The 25,334-nt window shown below is 37.1% G+C and carries 22 protein-coding genes and 1 pseudogene; 6 read left to right on the top strand and 17 right to left on the bottom strand.

Annotation, left to right across the window (positions count from 1 at the left end; all coding sequences use genetic code 11):
- The 3 genes from ORL93_RS24850 to ORL93_RS24860 all read right to left on the bottom strand — a co-directional run.
- Positions 1-2,396 (bottom strand): Cna B-type domain-containing protein (locus ORL93_RS24850; RefSeq protein WP_265959646.1); only part of this gene is annotated, 2,396 nt, incomplete at its 3' end.
- A gap of 1,690 nt (positions 2,397-4,086) precedes the next feature.
- Positions 4,087-5,757 (bottom strand): arginine--tRNA ligase, encoded by a 1,671-nt coding sequence (gene argS, locus ORL93_RS24855; RefSeq protein ID WP_003202452.1) that lies wholly within the window; start codon positions 5,755-5,757, stop codon positions 4,087-4,089.
- Positions 5,757-6,194, bottom strand: coding sequence for a YwiB family protein (locus tag ORL93_RS24860; RefSeq protein WP_016112723.1), 438 nt, complete (start codon positions 6,192-6,194; stop codon positions 5,757-5,759). Before ORL93_RS24860 ends, argS begins: the two co-directional genes overlap by 1 nt.
- A 203-nt stretch (positions 6,195-6,397) precedes the next feature.
- Here ORL93_RS24860 and ORL93_RS24865 point away from each other — a divergent pair, with 203 nt between their 5' ends.
- On the top strand, positions 6,398-7,384 hold the full coding sequence (locus ORL93_RS24865; protein ID WP_097794009.1) for a S66 family peptidase: 987 nt from the start codon (positions 6,398-6,400) through the stop codon (positions 7,382-7,384).
- Between the two features lie 25 nt (positions 7,385-7,409).
- Here the strand turns inward: ORL93_RS24865 and ORL93_RS24870 are convergent, their stop codons facing one another.
- The gene (locus ORL93_RS24870) at positions 7,410-7,772 is read right to left on the bottom strand and encodes a YxeA family protein (protein WP_018764896.1); all 363 of its coding nucleotides are present in this window, start codon (positions 7,770-7,772) and stop codon (positions 7,410-7,412) included.
- A 225-nt stretch (positions 7,773-7,997) separates the two neighbouring features.
- On the opposite strand from ORL93_RS24870, the gene ORL93_RS24875 reads away from it, so the two are divergent.
- Positions 7,998-9,035, top strand: coding sequence for a PTS sugar transporter subunit IIC (locus ORL93_RS24875; protein ID WP_003209243.1), 1,038 nt, complete (start codon positions 7,998-8,000; stop codon positions 9,033-9,035).
- Positions 9,036-9,275: 240 nt separating this feature from the next.
- Here ORL93_RS24875 and speB read toward each other — a convergent pair whose 3' ends face one another.
- The 4 genes from speB to ORL93_RS24895 all read right to left on the bottom strand — a co-directional run bounded on the left by speB (position 9,276) and on the right by ORL93_RS24895 (position 13,057).
- Complete coding sequence (gene speB / locus ORL93_RS24880; protein WP_003209245.1) at positions 9,276-10,148, bottom strand: agmatinase; 873 nt, start codon at positions 10,146-10,148, stop codon at positions 9,276-9,278.
- Between the two features lie 318 nt (positions 10,149-10,466).
- A complete protein-coding gene (gene speE / locus ORL93_RS24885; RefSeq protein ID WP_097794008.1) occupies positions 10,467-11,294 on the bottom strand; it encodes a spermidine synthase in 828 nt (275 codons plus the stop codon).
- Between the two features lie 186 nt (positions 11,295-11,480).
- The gene (locus ORL93_RS24890) at positions 11,481-12,644 is read right to left on the bottom strand and encodes an MFS transporter (protein ID WP_098160841.1); all 1,164 of its coding nucleotides are present in this window, start codon (positions 12,642-12,644) and stop codon (positions 11,481-11,483) included.
- 5 nt (positions 12,645-12,649) lie between these two features.
- Positions 12,650-13,057, bottom strand: a complete 408-nt coding sequence (locus tag ORL93_RS24895; RefSeq protein ID WP_018764893.1) for a MerR family transcriptional regulator — start codon at positions 13,055-13,057, stop codon at positions 12,650-12,652.
- A 151-nt stretch (positions 13,058-13,208) separates the two neighbouring features.
- Between ORL93_RS24895 and ORL93_RS24900 the strand changes: the two genes are divergently transcribed.
- Both ORL93_RS24900 and ORL93_RS24905 read left to right on the top strand, forming a co-directional pair.
- Positions 13,209-13,934 carry a glycerophosphodiester phosphodiesterase gene (locus ORL93_RS24900; protein WP_098160843.1) on the top strand — a complete coding sequence of 242 codons (726 nt, stop codon included), beginning with the start codon at positions 13,209-13,211 and terminating at the stop codon, positions 13,932-13,934.
- Positions 13,935-14,019: 85 nt separating this feature from the next.
- The gene (locus ORL93_RS24905; protein ID WP_098160844.1) at positions 14,020-16,071 is read left to right on the top strand and encodes a transglycosylase domain-containing protein; all 2,052 of its coding nucleotides are present in this window, start codon (positions 14,020-14,022) and stop codon (positions 16,069-16,071) included.
- A 142-nt stretch (positions 16,072-16,213) separates the two neighbouring features.
- Here the strand turns inward: ORL93_RS24905 and ORL93_RS24910 are convergent, their stop codons facing one another.
- Both ORL93_RS24910 and ORL93_RS24915 read right to left on the bottom strand, forming a co-directional pair.
- A complete protein-coding gene (locus tag ORL93_RS24910; RefSeq protein WP_003202432.1) occupies positions 16,214-16,723 on the bottom strand; it encodes a YwhD family protein in 510 nt (169 codons plus the stop codon).
- 25 nt (positions 16,724-16,748) lie between these two features.
- Entirely contained in the window at positions 16,749-17,423 is a 675-nt protein-coding gene (locus tag ORL93_RS24915) for a site-2 protease family protein (protein WP_003202430.1), read from the bottom strand.
- 111 nt (positions 17,424-17,534) lie between these two features.
- Here ORL93_RS24915 and ORL93_RS24920 point away from each other — a divergent pair, with 111 nt between their 5' ends.
- Complete coding sequence (locus tag ORL93_RS24920) at positions 17,535-17,720, top strand: 2-hydroxymuconate tautomerase (RefSeq protein WP_001147172.1); 186 nt, start codon at positions 17,535-17,537, stop codon at positions 17,718-17,720.
- Positions 17,721-17,761: 41 nt separating this feature from the next.
- Here ORL93_RS24920 and ORL93_RS24925 read toward each other — a convergent pair whose 3' ends face one another.
- The 6 genes from ORL93_RS24925 to ORL93_RS24950 form a co-directional block, all read right to left on the bottom strand.
- Positions 17,762-19,066 carry an HD domain-containing protein gene (locus ORL93_RS24925; RefSeq protein ID WP_097794004.1) on the bottom strand — a complete coding sequence of 435 codons (1,305 nt, stop codon included), beginning with the start codon at positions 19,064-19,066 and terminating at the stop codon, positions 17,762-17,764.
- A gap of 126 nt (positions 19,067-19,192) precedes the next feature.
- Complete coding sequence (locus ORL93_RS24930) at positions 19,193-20,134, bottom strand: ABC transporter substrate-binding protein (protein ID WP_016112735.1); 942 nt, start codon at positions 20,132-20,134, stop codon at positions 19,193-19,195.
- Between the two features lie 200 nt (positions 20,135-20,334).
- Positions 20,335-21,147, bottom strand: a complete 813-nt coding sequence (locus tag ORL93_RS24935; protein WP_265959650.1) for an ABC transporter ATP-binding protein — start codon at positions 21,145-21,147, stop codon at positions 20,335-20,337.
- A 15-nt stretch (positions 21,148-21,162) separates the two neighbouring features.
- The gene (locus ORL93_RS24940; protein WP_097794003.1) at positions 21,163-22,179 is read right to left on the bottom strand and encodes a FecCD family ABC transporter permease; all 1,017 of its coding nucleotides are present in this window, start codon (positions 22,177-22,179) and stop codon (positions 21,163-21,165) included.
- Positions 22,176-23,231 (bottom strand): FecCD family ABC transporter permease, encoded by a 1,056-nt coding sequence (locus ORL93_RS24945; protein WP_003202419.1) that lies wholly within the window; start codon positions 23,229-23,231, stop codon positions 22,176-22,178. Before ORL93_RS24945 ends, ORL93_RS24940 begins: the two co-directional genes overlap by 4 nt.
- Before the next feature lie 324 nt (positions 23,232-23,555).
- Positions 23,556-23,780 carry a YuzB family protein gene (locus tag ORL93_RS24950; protein ID WP_003202417.1) on the bottom strand — a complete coding sequence of 75 codons (225 nt, stop codon included), beginning with the start codon at positions 23,778-23,780 and terminating at the stop codon, positions 23,556-23,558.
- A gap of 452 nt (positions 23,781-24,232) precedes the next feature.
- On the opposite strand from ORL93_RS24950, the gene ORL93_RS24955 reads away from it, so the two are divergent.
- The gene (locus ORL93_RS24955) at positions 24,233-24,898 is read left to right on the top strand and encodes an RsfA family transcriptional regulator (protein ID WP_097794002.1); all 666 of its coding nucleotides are present in this window, start codon (positions 24,233-24,235) and stop codon (positions 24,896-24,898) included.
- Positions 24,899-25,077: 179 nt separating this feature from the next.
- On the opposite strand, the pseudogene ORL93_RS31325 reads toward ORL93_RS24955, so the two are convergent.
- Positions 25,078-25,299, bottom strand: a pseudogene (locus tag ORL93_RS31325) (lipoprotein BA_5634 family protein); the annotation flags it as partial.
- Between the last annotated feature and the right edge of the window lie 35 nt (positions 25,300-25,334).

A 25,334-nucleotide genomic window follows, 5' to 3' on the forward strand; every position in this document is an offset into this window, starting at 1 on the left:
TCTACTTTGATCATTGCCGGACGATCTTTCGCATTATCGTCTTTCCATGTCTTCGTTCCTTCTACTTTTGTTTGGCTTACTTTTGTATTCGTGATGTCATAACCTTTTACTTCGGATTGATATCCATCTACCGGTTGTTCTTTCACTTCATACTTGTATGCCTTACCTTCGGCATCGTATGCCGCTAAATCTTTGAATTCATACTTCCAACCGCTTGCTGCGCTCACTTCTTGCGTTGCGATTACTTTATTATTTTGTAGTAGGTCTACTTTGATTGTTTCTGGACGTCCTTCACCATTTCCGTCCTTCCACGTCTTCGTTCCTTCTACTTTTGTTTGCGCCACTTTTGTATTTGTAATGTCATACCCTTTGACTTCTGATTGATATCCATCTACCGGTTGTTCTTTTACTTCATACTTATATGCTTTTCCTTCGGCGTCGTATACCGCTAAGTCTGTAAATGCATATTTCCAATCGCTTGCTGCGCTCACTTCTTGCGTTGCGATTACTTTATTATTTTGTAGTAGGTCTACTTTGATTGTTTCTGGACGTCCTTCACCATTTCCGTCCTTCCACGTCTTCGTTCCTTCTACTTTTGTTTGCGCCACTTTTGTATTTGTAATGTCATACCCTTTGACTTCTGATTGATATCCATCTACCGGTTGTTCTTTTACTTCATACTTATATGCTTTTCCTTCGGCGTCGTATACCGCTAGATCTTTGAATTCATACTTCCAATCTTTTTCCGCTGTTACTTCTTGTGTTGCGATTACTTGGTCGTTTTGTAGTAATTCTACTTTGATCGTCTTCGGACGATCTGGTGCGTTATTGTCTTTCCATGTTTTCGTTCCTTCTACCTTTGTTGTTTGTACCACTTTTGTATTCGTAATATCATAACCATTTACTTCTGATTGATATCCATCTACCGGTTGTTCTTTTACTTCATACTTATACGCCTTACCTTCGGCATCATATGCCGCTAAATCTTTGAATTCATATTTCCAACCGCTTGCTTCTGTTACTTCTTGCGTTGCGATCACTTTATCATTTTGTAGTAAGTCGACTTTAATTGTTTTCGGACGATCTTTCGTATTATCGCCTTTCCATGTTTTTGTTCCTGCAATGGATGTAGTTTTCACTTTATTTGGAATTGGCAACTTAACTCCATTTACAACACCTGATTTAACTTCGAAACTTACTTTTGCTTGAGGATCGAAATCAACATAGTCTGGAGCTGAAACCTCTTGCACATAATATTTACCTGGTTGTAAATTAGGAATTTCGATTATACCTTGCCCATCTGTTGTATATACATCTCCAACTTGTTCACCCGACTCTTTATACAACTTAAATGAAACATTCGGTATGAATTTATCTTCATTCCCTTCAAGATACTTAACAATTTTTAGCGTTCCTTTTGAAGGCAAGTCACCTTCAGCACCACCGCCAGCTGTCATATTTTCGACTGGGTAACTACCCGATTCAGTAACTGGGTCTTTGTGCAGAACTTGGTAATCAATCGTATAATCATTCTTAAAAAACTCTTGCTTCTTTCCGGCTTCCGTTATAGTAGATGTATAACCAATCGAAAAGGAGGCAAGACGTGCTTTATCCTTATAAAGCACAACTTTAAATGATTTGTCACCAGTAAAGGTAATCGTTCCGTAACGTTGCTTTTCAAACTCTTGTAGCGTTAAAGATCGACGACCTATATAATCATCAATAATTATATAGAAACTATCCTTATTAAGTGTTTGACCTTCCTGTAAATTATCAGTCACAACAATATCGCGACTTAACTCTTCTTTATTTAAGTTTATATTCAAGAACCAACGTACTTCATTGTCCTTACCTGAGTTCATATCACCAGTTTTATAAAAAAACGGTGGCTTTCCAGGATCTGTACCACCACCACCGCTTGGGCCGGTAATTGTTACAGATTGCTTATCTACATTTGTACCGAAATTGGTTTCAATCTCTTTCTTTTGATCCGTTCCTACATTAGCGGCTTCCACGTAAAAGTTTAAATACCCTTTAATATTTTGATGTGTACTCACTCTATCATTAAATGTACATACCACAGTACCTGCAGTGACTTTACAAGTACCATAGTCATCTAATAGAAACTCTCTATCTAATCCTTTTAATTCTGGAGGCAGCGTTAATGTTAGTGTATCTACAGGCTTCAGCCTAAGTCCATTTTTTTCACTGAAGTTTACAGTTACTTTAGTCCGTTCTGTGGTCTGTAGATTTGTTTTACCAATCTGAAAACTATCCACAAACCCTGCTGTATTTAACTCTTGTGCATTTGCTACTATACCTAAAAAACTCTGACCTATAGTAAACATAAAAATCATTATAATCGAAAAAATCGAAGTTATTCTTTTTAAATACATGCTTTATGTTATCCTCCCTATAAAATTAAATGTTGCTAGATTCTGGTACAAACATACTATGACAAAGATTCTATTATTCAATGTCATTAAGCTATTTTATTTAAATATGTTTGATAGCTATTATCATCTTTTTCTCTTTTTTCAACTCTTCTATTGTTTAGAAACTTGAAATTTGCTTTTTATATAGATTCATCTAATTTCTCCCACATGTCTAAACTGTGTTATTTCTGGTCTATATTGTTTACCAAAAATAGATAAGGGAAAGGACAAACTTTGATAAAGGAATTCCAATTACAAATACACATGAATGGGCCATAGAACAGCTTCAGAGTCAGGAGAAGGCAATTCAACAAGCATTCACGATAAAACTCATGGCAGTCATTCGTCTTATTATGCCGTAGAGTTTCCTAAATTTCTTCATATCTAGCGCAAACGATTGCTCCATACGCAAAAAATTTTAGTGTGAGCAAGTATAGACGAGCTACTTCACAGCAAATATGCATTTGGTCAACCCCCATAATTATCCTCATAAAGAATAACAAGAAGTACAGCGTATAATCGAATTTAGCACCCCAGCCGAAGAGAGTTATGGCTTTGAAACGTGCTAGGATACTCGTATTCTAAAGGATGTCATTGAAGATATGTCTTCGTTTTCTGTCATCATGAGTTGAAGTGAAATTAGCCATATGTTAAAACGTTTTATGTTTCGTTGCACAACTGAACTACACACCGAAACAATCAGACAAGAAATGTTCCAATATAAACGCTATATGATTAAAAATGCTCCGGACGAAGTATTTTGCCTATGAAGATAAAAGTCATATTCTCCAAATCTGAATACAGTGGAACGAATTTGGGGGTAAATAAAAAAGAGTGTACTGGGCAACTAATTTCATGTGAATCGTGCAGAAATATGAAATTCAGCCTTTTCATTTTTGGAGTCTATAAATGAGTGTCGAGAAAAAGTAATTTACCTAATGGATCTATGGCTATGTCGAAGAATTAAAATGAACTTATACATACATTTCACTTACTCGCTAAGAAGAGTTAGCTTTTCTAGGGCGACATTACATTTTAATATCGAGAGATTTATATATATAAGTGATGATAATATCAAAATCGAGAGATTTATATCCTTTCATTATTTTTATCAAATCATGAAAACTTTAGTTGGACTATATGTACTATTTTAGACATAAAATCCCTAGTTTTTTGACTAGGTTGGAAGTTTTCAAGATTAATTACTAATTGTGTAGATACTTGGTTAGATGAAGTGTTAGTTTAGTATTTGGCATAGTTGTAACAACATCATTTACAACAATCACACCATTTACTGGTAACATTTCATCTACTAATACTACATGTATAGCTTTTTGATAATTTTACCCCCGACAACCTATTATTCTAGAATTGTTCTAAAAAATCAATAGTTAATTGATGTTTTTCTATTTTCACTTCATCACCATAACATATATTTAGAGTAGAAAACTGAAACAGAAAAAGAGATAGCTTTGCTATCTCTTTTTCTGCCCAGCTTCCCCTCATCAAGCCGTACGTGAGGTTCTCCCCCATACGGCTTTTCGATGGTCTGCTTTCTTTGCCATCTAATCAGTCTATAGACTGATCAGATGTTTTTATATCAACCTGTATATCACTTTTAAACAAAAATAAGCATCTTTTCTTTTGCCTATTACATTTTCTCAGGTGCAGATACACCAACTAATGCTAATGCATTTTGAAGTGTAATGCGTACTGCACGCATTAAGTCGTAACGAGCTTTACTTAATTCTAAGTTATCTGGGTTTAATACTTTTTCTGCATTGTAGAAGCTATGAAGCGCTGCTGCTAATTCAAACGCATAGTTTGTAATGCGGTGTGGCAGACGTTTTTGCGCTGCTTCTGCAACTGCTGCTGGGAATTCACCCAGTTTTTTCAGTAAGTCTACTTCTTTTTCAGAAGCAACAAGTTTGTAATTGATATCTCCACCTGCAGTTAATCCAAGTTCTTCACCTTGACGAAGGATACTGCATACACGTGCATGAGCATATTGTGCATAGTATACAGGGTTTTCGTTAGATTTTGATACCGCCAAGTCCATATCAAAGTCTAAGTGAGAGTCACCGCTGCGCATTGCAAAGAAGTAACGCATTGCGTCCACGCCTACTTCTTCCATTAGCTCACGAAGTGTAACAGCTTTACCTGTACGCTTACTCATTTTTACTTTTTCACCGTTTTGGTATAGTTGTACCATTTGGATGATTTCTACTTCTAACGTCTCTTTATCGTAACCAAGCGCTTGAATCGCTGCTTTCATACGAGGAATGTAACCGTGGTGGTCAGCGCCCCAAATGTTGATTAATTTATCAAATCCACGCTCTAATTTATCACGGTGATACGCGATATCTGGCGTTAAATATGTGTAAGAACCATCATTTTTAATTAATACGCGGTTTTTATCATCACCATAAGTCATAGAACGGAACCAAGTTGCTCCGTCTTCTTCAAATATTTCATCGCGCTCTTTTAATACCGCAAGAGCTTGATCAATTTTTCCATTTTTGTATAGTGATGTTTCAGAGAACCATACGTCAAACTTAACACGGAAGCTTTCTAAGTCTTTTTGAAGTTTTGCTAATTCGTATTTCAAACCGTACTCACGGTAGAATTCATAGCTTTCTTTCTCATCAGCTTTTGCATAACGATCGCCAAACTCTTCAGCTAAGCGTTGTCCGATTCCGATGATATCCGCACCATGGTATCCATCTTCTGGCATTTCTTTTTCTAGCCCTAATGCTTGCATGTAACGAGCTTCGACAGAAAGCGCTAAATTATGAATTTGGTTACCAGCGTCATTAATGTAGTATTCACGAGATACATCGTATCCTGCTTTTGCTAATACGTTGCATAATGTGTCACCTACTGCCGCACCACGTGCATGTCCTAAGTGAAGGTCACCTGTTGGGTTTGCAGATACGAACTCAACTTGTACTTTTTCACCTTTACCAGTGTTTGTTTCACCATAATTCGTGCCAGCTGTAACAATTACCGGAATTAAGTCTGTTAAATAGCTATTATCCATATAGAAGTTAATAAAACCAGGACCAGCAATTTCAATCTTTTCAATAGAAGCTTTTGCTTTATCGAAGTTTGCAATTAATTCCTCTGCAATCATACGAGGAGCTTTTTTTGCTACGCGTGCAAGCTGCATCGCCATGTTTGTAGAGAAATCACCATGCGTTTTATCTTTTGGAGATTCTAATACAACGTTTGGAATTTGTTCTTCTGTTGCTAACTCTGCTTTTAATACGGCAGCTTTAATTTCTTCTTTAATCAATTCTTTTACTTGTTCTAAAGAGTTCATTATTTTGCCTCCTTCAAATTAATCGTAATTGTATATCGACCCGCTTCTTGTTCACTTAGAAGCAATGCGTACGTTAAAAAGAGTTGTCCTTTTTTCTTCTCGTCCGACCATTTAAAAAGAACGTTATCAGTTTTCGTTTGCAATGCAAACGTACCAAGTTCACTCGTATACGTACCAGTTGTCCATTCACCTTTTGCATGCGTCTGACGCATAGAAACAGCACCTGAACGCATAATGAGAACTTGTTCACCTTGAATTTTAATGATTGTCTTTACTTCGCCTTGTTCGTTCGGCTCTTGAAACGTTACATATGTACCTTGACCTTTTACATAGTATTGACCATTTGCCTCAAAAGCAACGGTCTCCTTTCGTGCCCCTTCACGGATTTCTGTTACGAAATGAACGTGTACTGGCAAGCCTGCAAGTTGTTTCTCCACGTCTTGCACACCTTTCAATATGTTATAGATATTAAATAAATTTTATAATAAATCACTTTTCCTATCATATCAAAAAAAACCTATGTCTGTCTGCTGAAAAATCAGGAAAACCCTGTTTCGAAAAAACAATTTATAAAGATCTATCTCTTATGATAAAATGTCTTTTAAATCTAAATTTTCTTTCATTAAAAGGAGTGCTCCAAATGATACCACCAAAGTTAAAACAAGGTGATGAAATTCGAGTCATTTCACCCTCTTGTAGTTTAAGTATTGTCTCAGATTATAATCGTGAGCTTGCTATGAAACGAATAGCAGATATGGGATTTCGTGTTACATTTTCAAAAAACGCTGAAGAAATTGATCGTTTTGCTTCTTCTTCCGTTTCTTCTCGAGTTCAAGACCTCCATGAAGCTTTCGCAGACTCCAATGTAAAAGCAATCTTAACAACACTTGGAGGATATAATTCCAATGGGCTACTAAACCATATAAATTACGACTTAATTCGTAGCAATCCAAAAATTTTATGTGGTTATTCTGATATTACAGCTCTAGGCAATGCGATTTATGCAAAGACTGGTCTTATTACATATTCAGGTCCTCACTTTTCTTCTTTTGGAATGGAGAAAGGGCTCGATTATACGATAGATTACTTTTTAAAATGCATGACTTCTGAAGAGCCAATAGAAATACAACCTGCTGAAACATGGAGCGATGACTCTTGGTATATGGACCAAGAAAATCGCACTTTCTTCCAAAATGAAGGTTATATTTCCTTACATGAAGGTGAAATAGTTGGCGAAATTATTGGCGGTAATATGAGTACCTTTAATTTACTACAAGGCACAGCATATATGCCGAGCTTACGAAATAAAATATTATTTTTAGAAGAAGATGCTCTTACAGGGAAAGCTACAGTTAAGACTTTTGATCGTTACTTACACTCTCTCATCCAACAACCAGATTTTGAACATATAAAAGGCATTGTAATTGGAAGACTACAAAAAGGTTCTGAAGCTGTCATAGAAGATATTCAAGAAATGATTTATTCAAAACAAGAGCTTTCCCACATTCCTGTAATTGCAAATGCCAACTTTGGTCATACAACTCCAATCTTCACTTTCCCAATTGGCGGACGTGTAGAAATTGTTTCTACTCAAACAAACACATCGATTACAATTTTAAAACATTAAAAAAGGAGCGAACAATTCGCTCCTTTTACACTTTCTGTAATTGTTTTAAGGCTTTTTCTGGAATTTCTTCTTTTGAAATTTCAGCCCAGCCTTTTCCTTGCATGCCCTTAGCATAAATTTTTATAAAAGCACCTGAATGTAGCTGACGATTCATGATCTTTTTAATCGTTTGTTGCTTTCCATCCTCTGTATATCCTTTGAATGTATACAAATATTCATCGTCTATTTTCTCACCCTTATTTATAACTGCGTAATAATCTTGTATTTCTTTATTTGAAAAGAAGTTATCGACAAAAGCCTCTACACCTTCTGTTTTTGATTGTAAATAATATGCCGTACCACCTAAAAGAATGGCAAAGACGACTAACACTTTTATTACCAATTTCATATATAGCCTCCTGTTTATTCTTATCAGTCACATATTTATATCTGTATTATACAGATAAGGGCATACTATATACTATTGAAATGTATTACAATTTCCTTACACTATTGTAAGGAAAGCGCTCACAGTATTTTCCCAATAAAAAAATTTTCCGTTTAAACAACTTTTGTATTATTATTGAATAATACAAATTTTTATAAACAAAATTAAAAAGGGGACATTTTTCAAATGGCTATCTTGCAAGGTTTAGCACTACTACTCGTTGTACTTTTTCTTTTTACACTGTTTAGCTTTCGTGCTCCTTACGGAATGAAAGCAATGGGGGCCCTGGCCAATGCTGCAATCGCAAGCTTTCTTATTGAAGCATTTCATCGATATATCGGCGGCGAAATGTTTCATAACAACTTTTTACAATCGGTTGGACAAGCTTCCGGTAGTATGAGCGGTGTCGCGGCTGCTATTTTAGTAGCACTCGCAATTGGTGTATCTCCTGTATATGCTGTTTTAATCGGTATCGCCACTAGTGGATTTGGTATTTTACCAGGATTTTTTGCTGGATATGTATGCGCCTTTGTCGTTAAATTTCTAGAAAAGAAATTGCCAGCTGGTGTAGAATTTCTTGCCATTTTATTCGTTGCAGCACCACTTTCTCGCGGAATGGCTATGCTTATGGACCCCGTTGTAAATGCTACACTTGGAAAAATCGGCTCTATTATTTCAATCGCAACCACAGAAAGCCCAATTATTATGGGAATTATGCTTGGCGGACTCATAACAGTTATTTCTACATCTCCATTAAGCTCCATGGCGCTAACTGCTATGCTTGGATTAACAGGTTTACCAATGGCTATTGGTAGTCTTGCAGTAGCAGCCTCTGCTCCAATGAATTTTATTTTCTTTAAACGTTTAAAGATCTGTTCAAAGAAAGATACAATTGCTGTAGCAATTGAACCATTAACACAAGCCGATGTCGTAGCAGCAAATCCCATTCCAATCTATACGACAAACTTCGTGGGTGGTGCACTTGCTGGTATTATTACATCCTTATTCCAACTTGTGAACAATGCCCCCGGTACAGCATCACCAATTCCAGGACTCCTTGTTCTCTTTGGGTTCAACGATGTAATGAAAGTAGCCATTGCAGCTATATTATGTGGAATCGTGACCACAATTATTGGTTATATCGGAACAATTATTTTCCGTAAGTATCCAATTCGTTCCGCTGATGAAATTCGCGGAATCGCTTCGGAAGAAAAAGTTGCATAAGAAAAAAGGAGCTAGTTCCATCAGGTTGGACTAGCTCCTTTTTTCTTATACGTTTTGTAAACGGATGTCGAATTTTGCAGAAGCGTCGATATATCGATGCTGCGAGCCGGCTTCCGCTTTTACTTTATCCAGCTACAGCGGCTAGAATCTCTGGCCATTTCACACTCTCGGTCGAAGCCAAAAGCGCTTCTCGGTCGAGTGCTCCAATGACCTGCGATTCTGAGCAAACTGCCTCCGCTTTTACTTCACCCAACCAAGAAGCATTTCCCGCACGAATTTGCTTGCTGCGATTGGTGTTTGATCACTATGATCATAGACTGGAGCTACTTCTACTAAGTCTGCTCCAACTACTTTTATATTTGAATTTGCAATTGCTACGATGGAATCTAATAATTCTTTAGATGTGATACCACCAGCTTCTAGTGTTCCTGTTCCAGGAGCATGTGCTGGATCTAACACGTCAATGTCAATTGTGACATAAACTGGGCGTCCTGCAAGCTTTGGTAATACTTCTTTCAACGGTTCTAATACGTCAAATTTGTATAGGTTCATGCCCACTTCTTTTGCCCATTCGAATTCTTCTTTCATTCCAGAACGAATTCCGAAAGAATATACGTTTTCCGGACCAATTAAATCGCACACTTTACGGATGGGTGTAGAGTGAGATAAAGGCTCCCCTTCATATGACTCACGCAAATCAGTATGAGCATCCATATGAATGATTGCTAAATCCGGATATTTTTTTGCCATTGCCTTAAAAATTGGCCAAGACACTAGGTGCTCACCGCCAAGACCTAGTGGAAACTTACCGGCATCTAATAGTTTTGTTACATATTCTTCAATCATGTCTATACTGCGTTGTGGATTTCCGAATGGTAGCGGAATATCACCAGCATCAAAATATTTTACATCTTCTAGTTCACGATCTAAATATGGACTGTACTCTTCTAGTCCAATCGATACTTCACGAATACGTGCAGGACCAAAACGAGAGCCTGGACGGTAACTTACTGTCCAATCCATTGGCATCCCATAAATTACTGCCTCTGCATCTTCAAAACTTGGATGACTTTTAATAAATACTTTACCTGAATAAGCTTCATCAAAACGCATATTCTTTTCCTCCTTATGTGGAACTTAAGGTATCCCAACCTTTCATTATTTCTCAAATTTGGAGTGCTACACTCCTCTTTCTCGATTTACCTCAATCTTCTTTTAGCGATAGAAGATTATTTTATTATAATAGCGTCAGCAGCTAGCATGTCCGTTCTATCGCACACCTTGAATGAGCTGCTTCCGCTTTTCTTTTGTCCAGCTACAGCGGCTAGAACGCTCGGTGGCTTCGCTTCTTCCTACGAGGGCAAAAGACGCCTCTATGTCTGAAGCTCCATCCCCCTCCCATTCTGAACGAGCCGCTTCCGCTTTTAATTATTATTTAATTAAGTCTCCAACAAACTTCGGTAATACGAATGCTGCTTTATGCAGTTCTTTTGTGTAATATTTCGTTTCGATTTCGTGGAAACGCTCTTCGCTTACTTCTAATGGGTCATATTCTTTAGATCCAATTGTAAATGTCCACATTCCACTTGGGTATGTTGGGATATTCGCTGTGTATAAACGTGTAATTGGGAAGATTTCTTTTACGTCTTTAAACACAGTTGAAATTAATTCTGGTGTAAACCAAGGGTTATCCGTTTGAGCAACGAAAATCCCATCTGCTTTTAACGCTTTTGAAATTCCAGCGTAGAATCCTTTTGTAAATAAGTTTACTGCTGGTCCTACTGGCTCTGTAGAGTCAACCATAATTACATCGTACTCATTTTCGCTTTCTGCGATGTGTAGGAAACCGTCTCCTACTTTTACTTCAACACGCTCGTTATCTAACGCACCTGCAATTGATGGTAAGTACCGTTTAGAGTACTCAATTACTTTACCGTCGATTTCAACAAGTGTTGCTTTCTTTACGCTTGGGTGCTTTAATACTTCACGGATTACACCACCATCACCACCGCCAACAACTAATACGTTCTCAGGGTTTGGATGTGTAAATAAAGGTACGTGTGCCACCATTTCGTGATACACAAACTCGTCCTTCTCTGTTGTCATAACCATGCCATCTAAAATAAGCATGTTTCCGAACTCTTCTGTCTCAACCATATCAAGCTTTTGAAATTCTGTTTGCTCCGTATGTAATGTGCGGTTAATACGCGCCGTAATTCCAAAATGTTTTGTTTGTTTTTCAGTGAACCATAGTTCCATCGTACAATCACGCCTTTCATTGCAAATTTATAATAGGGACATCATTAATGTCCCCTAACAAAAATAAAACAAAACATACAAAATGTATAGTTAAAAGTACAAAAATACCGAAAATATATTTTGGTAAAAGTATTTTTATTCATATATTATTTAAACACTATATTTAACAACAAAGAAAACCCTTTCTTAAGAAAGGGTTTCTGATTCTAATTTAGAACCTTCTCGAACAGGAATCAAAATCATAACACAACCAACTAATACAACAATTCCCCCAACTAAAAATGGACTTTGCGGTGAAATCGCATGGCCGATAATTCCTGATAAAATTGGTGCAATTGCCCCGCCAAGCCAACGAACGAAATTGTATACACCGGACGTAATAGATCTTTCATAAGGTGAAATATCCATGACATAGCTTGTATATAAAGCGTTATTTAGTCCCGATGCTAATCCAGATAAGACGATAAGAACAATTTGTAACCACATAACTTTAACAAAAAATAATGCGATTAGCAGAATTGCAAATACAAGTAAGCTAAATCGTAACAATGCTTTCGGTTCATATTTCCCTTCTAATTTATGCGCTAATATTGCAGATCCATATGCTAAAGCAAGTCCCCAACCGCAAAATACGAAACCTAACTGAATTGCCGATAAATGCATAATAAGTGGTGAATATGCTAATACAACGAAAAATCCGTAATAATATAACATACCTGAAATTGCACCTTGCATAAACGGTTTATACTTAATAAGATTAAGTAATTCCTCCACTCCAGCTGCTTTTCGCTGTACTTTTCGCTCCGGCTCTTTTACAAAAAAGAAAACAAGAATAAATGCTAATAAAATTAAAAGACTTGTCGCAAAAAATGGGTAACGCCAAGAATGTCCACCTAGTAGTCCTCCTAATAATGGTCCACCGGCCATCCCTAAACCAATCGCAGCTTCATATAAACCAACCGCTTCATGTACTTCTTTACTAAGAGCAATTAATAATGTCATCGCTGTTGCGAAAAACATCGCATTACCTAGCCCCCAGCCAGCACGGAAAAGAGATAACTGGGCAATCGTTTGTGATATACCACATATAAAAGCAAATACAGTTACAATTGATAAACCAATTGTCATCATTCTCTTATCACCAAACCGTGCTGCGAATAAACCAGCCGGTAGCATCATAATTGCCATCGTTAAAATATAAGCTGTAAATAACATCTCCACTTGCCAATGCGTTGCCCCTATCTTCTCAGCGATAATCGGCAAAATAGGATCAACTACTCCGATGCCTGAAAAGGCAAGGAAAGTAGCCAGCACTGTAATCAATCTCCCCAATTTTTGTTTGCTCTCCATATTCATTACTCTCCTTTTGTGTCCTCCAAGAATTTACGTGCACGCCCTAAACTATTCTCTAATTCTGCTTTCACGCGCTCCATTTGTTTCATTTTTGTATCCAGCGTTTGCACTTGGTTCTCAAGCATATCCTTAATTTCTTGAATCACTTCACGGTCACGTGGATTGTCACTATTTCGTCTTTGTTCCATGCGTTCTTTTAATGATAAGAAATGCTGCATTTCTTGAAGTGTGATTCCTAATACTTCTTTCGCTTCTACAATCTTTTTAATACGTACAATATCTTCATCTGTATAAAGACGAATATTCCCTTCGCTACGCTCCGGCGGATAAATTAAACCAATTTCCTCATAATAACGAAGTGTACGTTTTGTTAATCCAACTTGCTTCGTTACCTCATCAATCTTATACATGTTTATTCCTCCCCTCATCACATTATTACATTTTACGTTAACGTTAACTTTTATGCAAGTGTTATACTTCTGTAAATGTTTGGCATATGGATTGTATTTTTCTCGTCGCAGTTTCATAATGGAAGAAATGAACTCATAAGGAGATTTTCAGATGAAAAAACCACTTATTTTTGCCCATCGCGGAGTTAAAGGAACACATCCGGAGAATACAATGATTGCTTTCCAAGAAGCAGAGCGTGTTGGTGCCCATGGCATTGAACTTGATGTTCACCTTTCGAAAGATGGTGAGATTGTTGTGATTCACGATGAAACTGTTGATCGCACAACAAGTGGAATTGGACTTGTTTCTGAAAAAACAGTAGTGGAATTACAGTCTCTTGATGCCGGTAGCCATAAAAGCCCTTCTTTTCATGAAGCAAAGATTCCAACCTTACGCGAAGTATTCATTTGGCTCTCTACGACAAATTTACAACTTAATATTGAATTAAAAACAGACGTAATCCACTATCCAGGTATCGAAGAAAAGGTTGTCGACCTCGTTCGTGAATATCATCTTTCAAACCAAATTATATTCTCATCTTTTAACCATGATTCCGTTTCCCTACTCGCGGAAATTGCACCTGAAATTCCAAGAGCTATTTTATACGATGAACCACTCAGTGATCCAATTGCTGAAGCCAAGAAAAGGGAGGCGTCCGGATTACACCCGAATTTTCAGTTACTAACAAAAGAATTTGTGCAAACTGCACAGCAACAAGGCTATGTTTTCCGTCCCTATACAATCAATGAAAATAAAGACTTACAAACAATGATCGATTACGGTGTAGATGTAATTATTACGGATTGGCCAATGCGCGCTTTTGAGCTTCTTTCTTAATTGAAAAGGCTCTTTTTCATTTTGTGTTTAAAATACGAAAAAACCCTCAATACTAATAAAAGTATACGATGAGGGGATGAAAAAGATGGATCAAACTGTGAATCCAAAACTGAAAAAATATAAACGTCTTTTCTTCACCGCACTTTTTTCATGCATTCTTTTTTTCGTTTTTTCGTTTTTTATCATCATCATAGTAGCAAAGATTATGGGGCCGCCTCCCATCGCTGTCCCGCAAACGAGCACCTTTTATGCCAATGATGATACTGTAATAGGACAAAGCAAAGGGCTGCAAAAGCGCTATAACGTATCTCTCGACCAAATCTCTCCTTATGTGAGAGAAGCGACACTCTCTATTGAAGACCAACGATTCTATGATCACCATGGCTTCGATATAAAAAGAATTGCTGGTGCAATCATTGCAGATATAAAAGCAATGGCAAAGGTCCAAGGTGCTAGTACGATTACGCAGCAATATGCCCGCAATCTATATTTAGATCATGATAAAACTTGGAAACGAAAAGCGTTAGAAGCAATATATACCATTCGTCTTGAGGTTAATTACAGCAAGAATCATATTTTAGAAGGATATTTAAATACGATTTATTACGGACACGGCGCTTATGGTATTGAAGCCGCTTCCCGTCTTTACTTTAATAAAACTGCTAGTGACTTGACATTAGCAGAGGCTAGTATGTTAGCTGGTATCCCAAAAGGCCCTAGCGTATATTCTCCCTATTTAAAGGAGGAACGAGCAAAAACAAGACAATCAATCATTTTAGATGAAATGGTAGAGCAGGGCTATATTACGAAAGGGCAATCTTCCTCTGCCAAAAAGGAAAAGCTTACATTTGCTTCATTAGAAACAAAAGAAGTCGCAGAAATAGCACCTTATTTCCAACACGCTGTACACTCCTCTCTCCTGCATGATATTGGACTCGATGAGCAAACATTACAGCGCGGTGGATTCCATATTTACACAACACTAGACCCAAAACTACAAACAATAGCCGAGCAATCTGTAAAAGATACGATTCCAGAAACAACTAATATACAAACGGCTCTTGTCTCAATGAATCCGAAAACAGGAGAAGTAGCAGCTCTTATTGGTGGAAAAGATTATAAAGAAAGTCAATTTAACCGAGCGATTCAGGCATCTCGCCAACCAGGATCCACCTTTAAACCTTTTTTATATTATGCTGCACTCGAAAAAGGATTTACACCAGCGACTCGCTTAAAAAGCGAATATACAGTATTTACATTAGGAGACGGTGTTTCTAAATATAAACCGAAAAATTATAAAGACTACTATGCCGATGATTTTGTGACGATGGCGCAAGCCCTTGCAGTATCAGATAACGTATATGCCGTGAAAACACATTTATTTTTAGGAGACGACTCTTTAGCAAAAACCGCTAAACAATTTGGGATTATAAGTTCATTAAAAGATGTACCATCCCTTGCCCTTGGTACGTCTCCTGTAAAACCAATTGAAATGGTAGGTGCGTACAGTATGTTTGCCAATGGGGGAAAACAAGTAAAACCAACCTTTATTCGCCGCGTTGTCGATCATGAAGGGAATATTTTATATGATGCACATTTAGAAAGTAAACAAGTGCTCGATAAAAATAATACGTTTGTAATGGAAGAAATGATGACAGGAATGTTCAATAAAAAACTAAGTGGGTATGCTTCTGTTACAGGACAATCCCTGCTTCCAAAACTATCACGTACGTATGCAGGAAAATCTGGTTCCACAGAAACAGATAGCTGGATGATCGGCTTCACTCCGCAAATAGTAACAGGTGTATGGGTCGGATACGATCAGCCAAAATCCATCACAAACCCAACAGAACAAGGCTACGCAAAAAAAATATGGGCCGATACGATGGAAAAAGGACTAGAGGGTCAGCCTAAAAAGGAATTCAAGCAACCAAGTGATATTATTGCTGTAAATATCAATCCTGAAAATGGAAAAATCGCAACGAAAGGCTGTCCAGTTTCCGTGAAAATGTATTTTGCAAAAGGAACAGAACCGACTGAATACTGCATGGATCATATTGATGATAAAGAAGAATTCGAGAAGGCTAGCAAAGAGAAGAAAAAAGAGAGCTGGTGGAAAAAATACTTTCCATGGTAAATACTTATCTTATTTGTAGCATCAATATATCGGTGCTTCGACACAACATATCGACGTTCCGACAATATACGACATAAAGAGAAATACTACCATACCCCAAAAACACCAAAGGCTACCAGAATTTCTCCCGGTAGCCTTAAAATTATTCTCCTAATAATGCATGACGCAATTCTTCACTAGACTCGTTCCAAATTGCTTCATTATGCTCTTTTAAGAATGTACCAAGCACCTTCTTAGATGGTTCATCCATATGGTCAACCATGATGTAACGTTTTAATGATTTATCCATCTTGTTTACATGCTCTGGAAGTGATTTATAACCACGGCGAATTTCACGATCAACTGTCATCTCACAAGCTGTTACACCTGCATAGTAAGCACCTTTTGCCGTTCTCTCAATTGTTACCCACACAAGCCAATACGGTTTTCCATTTGGAACTTCATCTTTATTTGTTAAAAACTTAATCCCTTTTTCCACAGTACTACGCGCATGCATCGCACCAATATCAACAAATGCAGTTTGCTCTAATACATCTACAAAAACAGGTGAAATATTTTCTAAACTTAACGCCCCAACACCAAAGCCACCATGCCCATCTGTTGAATCATTCTTCACAATATTAAAACCGATTTTTTTCTTTTTCTCTGTCATATGTAAACTCCTCCTCACTCATGTATTACATTAGCCCAAATATAGGTGCAATAATACTTTGTAAAAATCCTAGTACGTGCGGGATTACTACACTGAAAATTGGTTGAATTGTATAACGGTCAAGCGGTGTAATAACAAGAATCAATAAAGCAATTGCTCCATATTTCTCATATTGCGTCATTTTCGCACGAACATTTGCCGGTGCTAAGTCTTCAATTACACGATATCCATCCAGCGGTGGAATCGGTAATAAGTTGAAAACAAATAAAACGATATTAAGAACAATAAAAATTTGGAAGAATTGACCTAATGTATCCGCCACCGCAAATGGGATGGCATCTAGTACTCCAAACCTTAACAAACTGTACCAAATGATTAAACCGATAGCACTTAAGATTAGGTTACTAATCGGTCCTGCAATAGAAACTAGTACACCAGCAAGACGTGGTCTTTTAAAGTTATAAGGGTTAACAGGTACCGGACGTGCCCAACCGAACCCAAGAATTAATACTGCAATCATTCCGATCGGGTCTAAATGAGACATTGGTGATAAAGTTAAACGCCCCTGCCTTTTCGCTGTATCATCACCAAACTTATATGCAACATATGCATGTGCAAATTCATGCATAGACAACGCGATAATAATAGCCATTGCTACCAGTGGAATTTGGTGCAGTGGATATCTAAATAACTGATCCATACTTCATCTCCTCTTCATTATGTCAAAAAAGAAAATATTTGTTTTTTCGATTGTTCTTCCTTAGAATCCGTTATAATAAGATTGTAACTTACATAAAAGGAGCGATTGTACATGCCATACGTAACAGTGAAAATGCTAGAAGGACGCACAGAAGAACAAAAGAAAGCTCTTGCTGAGAAAGTAACAACAGCAGTAAGCGAAACAACTGGTGCTCCAGAAGAAAACATCGTTGTTTTCATCGAAGAAATGTCTAAAAATCATTATGCAGTTGGCGGAAAACGCTTAAGCGACAAATAATTTCAGTTTTCTTTACTAAGAAGCAGTCCTATGACTGCTTCTTATTTTTTTCCTTCTAATAACTCAATAATTTTCTCTTTATATTTTCCTTTTCTTCCATCTTCATAGATTAAATCATGCGGATAGAAAAGTTTTTGATCCCTTCTCTTCTTACCAGTAATCGCTTCTACAATATCAGATTCACGCGAAAGCTCTCTGAGATCTCCATTTGGCATAAGAAGCAAGATTGGAAGCCGCTCTTCTTCTTCTCCGGCACGATAAAAGTCATACGGTAAGTCCGATGTTGAATCAACAACTAAATAGTACTCTGGATCGAGTCCAATCTTTTTAAATAAACTACTTAATTCCATCCAATTATCTAAACCATGATTCTCTGTAAACTCTACATATTTAAAGAGATTTCGGTTCATAAAACGGCGACATAAATCACTTAGAATTTGGTCATCTTCATCTTGCCATACCTGGAAATAATAATACATTACATTCTCGTCTAACTTTAAATAATCCTCTACTGTTACCTCTTCTTCAAATAAAGAATAGAAATGAACAGGATGATACTTAAATGTATAATACTGCTCATGCAATGTTTTCGCACGGTGTAAAATCTTTGTTAAAATAACTTCTGCACTGCGCGTTACCGGATGGAAATACACTTGCCAGTACATTTGATAGCGACTCATAATATAATGCTCAACAGCGTGCATACCGCTATTTTTAATTACTACTTGATTTCCGTATGGGCGCATGACACGCAATATACGTTCCATATCAAAATTCCCATACTTCACACCAGTAAAATAGGCATCTCTTAATAAATAATCCATACGATCTGCATCAATTTGACTAGAGATCATACTAATTGCTAATTTATTATCAGACGTTTTCGCAATAACATCTGCTACTTTTTGTGGAAACTCTCGGTCTACGCGGCCGAGTACATCATTGATTTCCGTATCACCAACAATAATTTTTTGTGTGAACTTCTCATGATCTAATGAAAAAACTTTTTCAAAGGAGTGTGAGAACGGACCATGTCCAACATCATGCAAGAGCGCTGCACATAAACATAATAATCTATCTTCTGCATTCCAATTTGGTCTGCCATCAAACACATCATCAATCATACGACGAATAATCTCATATACACCTAATGAATGAGTAAAGCGACTATGTTCCGCACCATGAAATGTAAAAAATGTCGTTCCAAGCTGCTTAATACGGCGCAAACGTTGAAATTCCTTCGTTCCGATTAAATCCCAAATTAAGCGATCACGCACGTGTACATATTTATGTACTGGGTCTTTAAACACTTTTGTTTCGCTGAGTTTGTCGTTTAAATATACCATATCGACACCCTCCTTCCTTACTACATTCTTATCTTTATTATAAACGAAAGACTATAGAAATGCATAAAATTCCCCTATATACAGAAAATCACCTTCGCCAAAACGAAAGTGATTTTTCTGTATATATTATTTTCCTAAAACAAACTCAGCAATTTCGTCTAAGATCATTTCTTTACCAAGTGGGAAGTACCCTTTGTTTAGGTCTTCGTTTTTGATTGTGAATACGTGGTTGTTCTTAACAGCGTTCATGTTTTTCCAAATTGTTTCTTCTTGGAATTCTTTTAAGCGCTGAGAACCATCACCAGTTGTAAATACGAATAAGTAGTCTGGGTTGTAATCAATTAAAGCTTCTTTTTGTACTTGTACTAGCGGTTTATCAGTTGGTGTACCTTGAACAGCTGGTAATTTTAAATCTTTAAAGAGTACGCTACCGTAACCGTAGTCACCATATACACGGAATGCATTTGGATATGCAGCCATCTTCATGAACTTCGCATCACCAGTTTTTGCAACGATTTTATCGTGTAATTTACTTGCTTTTTCATCATATTCCTTGAACCATGCAGTTGTTTCTTTTTCTTTACCGAAGATTTTACCTAGTTCTTCAAACTTGGGACGCCATTGATCTAATGGAGTTTTTAACATAACTGTTGGTGCAATTTTAGATAATTGATCATAAATTTTTTCTTGGCGGTTGTTCACAAGAATTAAATCTGGTTTTGCAGCAGCTACTGCTTCAATGTTAATTTTATCGCCCCATGCAGAGCCAACTGGTTTTACATCTTTTAATTTATCTGCAATATGTGCATCGATTTTCTCTTGAGACGTATTTGCAGTAATGATTGGTTTCATTCCAAAGATTAATAATTCTTCTGTTGAACCACTAAGGTCAGCAATTTTCTTTGGATTTGCAGGAATTTTAATTTCCCCTTTTGCATGTTGTACAGTGCGCTCTTCAACTTTCGCATCTGCTTTCTTTTCTTCTTTCTTATCAGAAGAACAAGCTGCAAATAGTACAGAAGTAACTACTAGTACCATTGCTAGTAACGTCGCTTTGAATTTCTTCATATTCCCACTCCTTCTGGATGTATTTCTCTTATAAGCTACATATCACTATAAGAAACTACAACCAACAATTTATTAATATATATTTATTAATCGTTATATGTAACCCGCTCTAACGGGCGTTCAACTTCCCAGCTCGAATGAGAAGCTCAACGTCCATTAGAATCCCTCCCCTCTATCAAAGTAAGAGGGGAAGATTCCATCTATGCTTTCTCACGTAACTGATTATTAATCATCATTAAATCGTATGTTAAACAAATTGGTTTACAGTTTACAGGACATGGAACAATTTGTGCTTCTATTTCAAACACATTGCGAAGCGTTTCACTTGTCATTACTTCATCTGGTGTCCCTTGCTTCATTAACTTACCAGCTTTCAAAGCAACCATATGATCTGAAAAACGAGAAGCATGGTTTAAATCATGAATAACCATGACAATTGTGCGGCCTTCTTCTTGATTTAATTTTTTTAATAAATTTAATACTTCCAGTTGGTGAGCCATATCTAAGTATGTAGTTGGTTCGTCTAATACGAGTAAATCCGTACCTTGCGCAAGAGCCATTGCAATCCAAACGCGTTGACGTTGACCACCCGATAAGGCTTCTGCTGAACGATTCGCAAATTCTGTCATCCCTGTTACCTCAAGTGCCCAGTGGATGTAGCGATAATCTTCTTCCTTCAACGTGCCAAACCCTTTTTGATGAGGGAAACGGCCATAAGAAACAAGTTCAAACACAGTAAGACCAGTTGGCACTTCTGCAGTTTGTGGCAAAATCGCCATTTTCTTTGCGACTTCTTTTGTTGGCTGTTTCTCAATTGCTTTTCCATCTAAGTAAACAGTACCTCGTTTTGCTTTCAAAATACGAGAAGCTGTTTTTAACAATGTGGATTTTCCGCATCCATTCGGCCCAATAATTGTTGTAATTTTCCCTTCTGGAATTTCAACTGACAATCCATCAATAATTAATCCTTCATTATAACCAACAGATACCGAATCAACCGCTAAAGTTGCCATACAAAATGCCTCCCTTTATTTTGTTCTCATAAGTAAATAAATGAAATACGGTGCACCAATTACAGAAATAACAAGACCGACCGGTATTTCTGATGTCGTTAACACACTTCGTGAAATTAAATCTGCAAATAACAGCAAGAGCGTTCCAATTAATGCCGCTGTAGGCAACATAATTTGATGCTTTCCGCCAACGAGTCGCCTTGCTAAATGCGGTGCCATTAAACCAATAAAACCAATTCCACCAGCAACCGCAACAGATGCTCCCGCTAAACAAACAGCAATGAATAATAATTTGCGTCTTTCTTTCTCTACGTTCACACCAAGTCCAACTGCCGCTGCATCTCCTAAATTCATTACATTTAACACATGCGCTTTCCGAATCGCAATTGGTAAAAAGATGAGCATCCAAGGAAGTACGCTTAATACGAATTTCCAATCTGTTCCCCATAAACTTCCCGCTAACCAAATCGTGGCAAAACGGAAATCATTCGATGTCATTTTCATTGAAAAAATTAAGCTAACAGCGCTAAACCCAGCTGCTACTGCAATACCGACAAGTATTAAACGAGTTGATGAAACGCCGTCCTTCCATGCCAGTGCATAAATGATAACTGCTGCTAACACTGCACCAACTAATGCAAAGAATGGAAGAATGAATACAGATAGAAATGTACCCGTCCCGACTTTTCCAAAAAAGAAATATACGAAAACAACAACTGTCAATCCCGCCCCGGCATTAATACCAATAATTCCAGGATCAGCAAGTGGATTTCGTGATAATCCTTGCATAATGGCACCGGATACCGCTAATGCTGAACCAACTAAGATGGCAATAACCATACGTGGCATACGAAATTCGAATAAAATAACGGACTGATCTTCTGCTCCTAGCCCGACCAATGACTTTAACACATCCATTGGTGGAATTTTAAACGTTCCTGTATTTAAACTAATAAGGAATACTGAAAAGATTAATCCAGCCAAAATCGTTACAATTGAAATGTTCTTTTTTGTTAAGACGCTTGTTCTCACATTTTTCCTCTCCCTTCATTACGTGCTAAGTAGAGGAAGAATGGAACGCCAATTAGTGCTGTAATCGCACCGATTGGTGTTTCAAACGGCGGATTAATAATACGAGATAACATATCCGCACATTCAATTAACAATCCGCCTAATATAGCAGAACATGGAATAACCCATCTATAATCTGAACCGACAAGAAAACGTGTCATATGGGGGATTACAAGCCCAACAAACCCAACGGATCCTGCCATAGATACAGCTGAACCTGTTAAAACAAGAACAAGTACAGTTCCGATAAATTTAATTAATGTTGTATTTTGTCCAAGTCCAATCGCAATTTCTTCACCGAAACTTAAGATTGTAATGTACCTGGACATCATAATCGCAATAACGAGACAAATAAGTCCAATCGGCAATAACATATCAATGCTTTGCCACTTCACACCAGCAACACCGCCTGCATTCCACATACTCACCTCTTGAGCAAGATTGAAATACAAAGCGATTCCAGATGAAATGGCCCCAAGTAAAGCACTAATTGCCGCTCCAGCTAACGCTAACTTAACAGGTGTTAATCCTCCTGGTGAAGAAGCTCCAATGCCGTATACAATACTTGCACCAAATGCTGCTCCAACAAAAGAAGCGATAACAAACATTAAATACGGTGAATTTGGAAAAAACGCATACATAATTGCAATTCCAAACACAGCCCCATCAGTAATCCCCATTAATGATGGAGATGCGAGCGGGTTTCGCGTCATTCCTTGCATAATGGCACCGGATACCGCTAAAAACGCACCAGCAACAACACCGCCAATTGCTCTAGGCATGCGCAGCTCCCAAATCACATTATGATGCGTCAAAGAACCATCAAACTGAAAGACAGCTTGCCATACAGTCTTTAAACTAATATCCGCTGCACCAAATGAAATTGAAGTTGCCATACTTAAAGCTAATAAAATTGTTCCCGCTATTAAAATAATAGAAGCAATAAGCGGTCTGCTCTTAATCTCTTTCACATTTACTTCTTGTTGTTCTATACTCCTCGCACTAGCTTCCATCCCTCAACCATCCTAACCAACAACATATATTTAACAAAATGAGATTTATTCTCAAGAAACAGCAAAAAGAAAATTGGGTGTATCTACCCTTTTGATAATGATTATCAGAATCACATTTTCTATTCTACCTACCATTACAAAAGGCTGTCAACCATTATTTTGCAATATAAAACTAATGTAGTTCATACGAAACCGATATCATAATAGGAAGTTTATCCACTAGTAAATGACCCAATAACAGTCCTCTACCTTTCCTTATTTAAAAATAATTTTTCTTTTTTAGAACATAAAAAAAGAAGAGTAGATTGTTTACTCTTCTTTTTCTTATTTATTTAGTTTTGCTTCAATTTTTTTAATCAGTTCATCTTCATTTGGTGCTGCAACTGGACGATTATTAACAAAAGCGAACGACTTTTTACGTCCCGGTCCACAATATGATTGACATCCAACTTCGATATTTGCACATGAATCTACCTTTTTGAGTCGTGGTATCAGCGTCTTAATATTCGTTGCCTGACAATCATCACACACACGAAATTCATTTCCCATTCTATATAACACTTCCTCTATTTTCAACTTTTCACAAGTACATTTAAAAATAAACACTAAATGGTATTTTACCGCTCTTTGAAGGTTGATGCAAGTTTTCCTCTGTACGATTCATTTCTAATATTTTCTCGTTATCCCTCTCTTTATAAGCACAATTCATCCACATATATAAGTACAAATTAAAAAAACGATATAAAAACCTTTCTTTTTAGGTAGGAGAGAGCATCCGGCCATGCATAGGCGCGGTCTCCTGCCCCATGCCAAGTAAAAACAAAGAGAGAAAACGGGTGCTTCTTCATAACCGCGACTTTTATGTTGGAAAATCAAAATGGATTTGTATAGAAATTCTTCTTTATCAAAATCTACCATATTTTTAAAAGCTTTGTATAAAAGCAATTTCTTTTGTCCATTATAAAAATAGGAAGTTTATAAAAAGAAAGGGAGTTGAATCTATGAAAGTAAGACAAGATGCTTGGACAGACGAAGATGATTTATTACTCGCTGAAACCGTACTACGTCATGTTCGAGAAGGAAGTACACAATTAAATGCATTTGAAGAAGTTGGCGATCAGTTAAATCGCACATCAGCTGCTTGTGGTTTTCGTTGGAATGCTGTCGTTCGTTATAGCTATGAACAAGCGCTGCAACTAGCAAAAAGACATCGAAAAGATAAAATGAGAGCTGCTAGTGGTGAACATGCGAAAAAACGCCTGCTTTATACGCCATCAGCTTCAGCAGTAATTACAGTCGATGAAGAGCCAGTCGTAAATAACACCGTTCTACGTTCGGAACCAGCTGTATCTAGTACCTCTATAACAATGCAAGATGTAATTTACTTTTTACAAACGGTAGGGTCTTCAAGCGTAAAAGTAACAGCTCTTGAAAATGAGAATGTGAGATTGAAACAAGAAATTAAGGCGCAAATGCTTCGAAATGAAGAATTAGAGAAGAAACTAGAAAAGCTAGAACAACAATCTAATACAGTACAAGAAGACTACGAAACGCTCATGAATATTATGAACCGTGCTCGTAAATTAGCATTAATGGATGATGAAGAGCAAACGCAAACCTCATTTCGCATGGATCGAAACGGTAATTTAGAAAAAATTGCAGAATAAAAAGGATGCGATGAACGCATCCTTTTTATTTTGATTCAATCATATAAGCTTCTTCTATATAAGTACAAATTGAAAAACCGACATAAAACCTAATCTTTAGGTGAGAGAGAGCAAGTGCAGGTCACCTTTTGTTCTTCGAGGCAGCGACTTATATGTTGAAAAATCAAAATGAATTTATATATTTTAGACTCTCTCTTTATATCTGGGAAATCTCTTTTTTTCGGATTTCCTTTACATGCTACTACCCCAATTGTTTTTACTGACTGACTAATTGTTTGATATGATACATCGCTTACGATTGCGTACATATCTGCATATTTACGTGCATCGCCAATAATTACATTACCTTCATATTTCATTTTCTTTCCGTCAACCACTACATCATTTTGCTCCATGTTTGCTATAATAAAGATTGTCATTTTATAGATAAGGGGTT

It is taken from the genome of Bacillus sp. DHT2 (genome assembly GCF_026241455.1).
In the GTDB taxonomy this organism is placed as follows: Bacteria; Bacillota; Bacilli; order Bacillales; family Bacillaceae_G; genus Bacillus_A; species Bacillus_A pseudomycoides.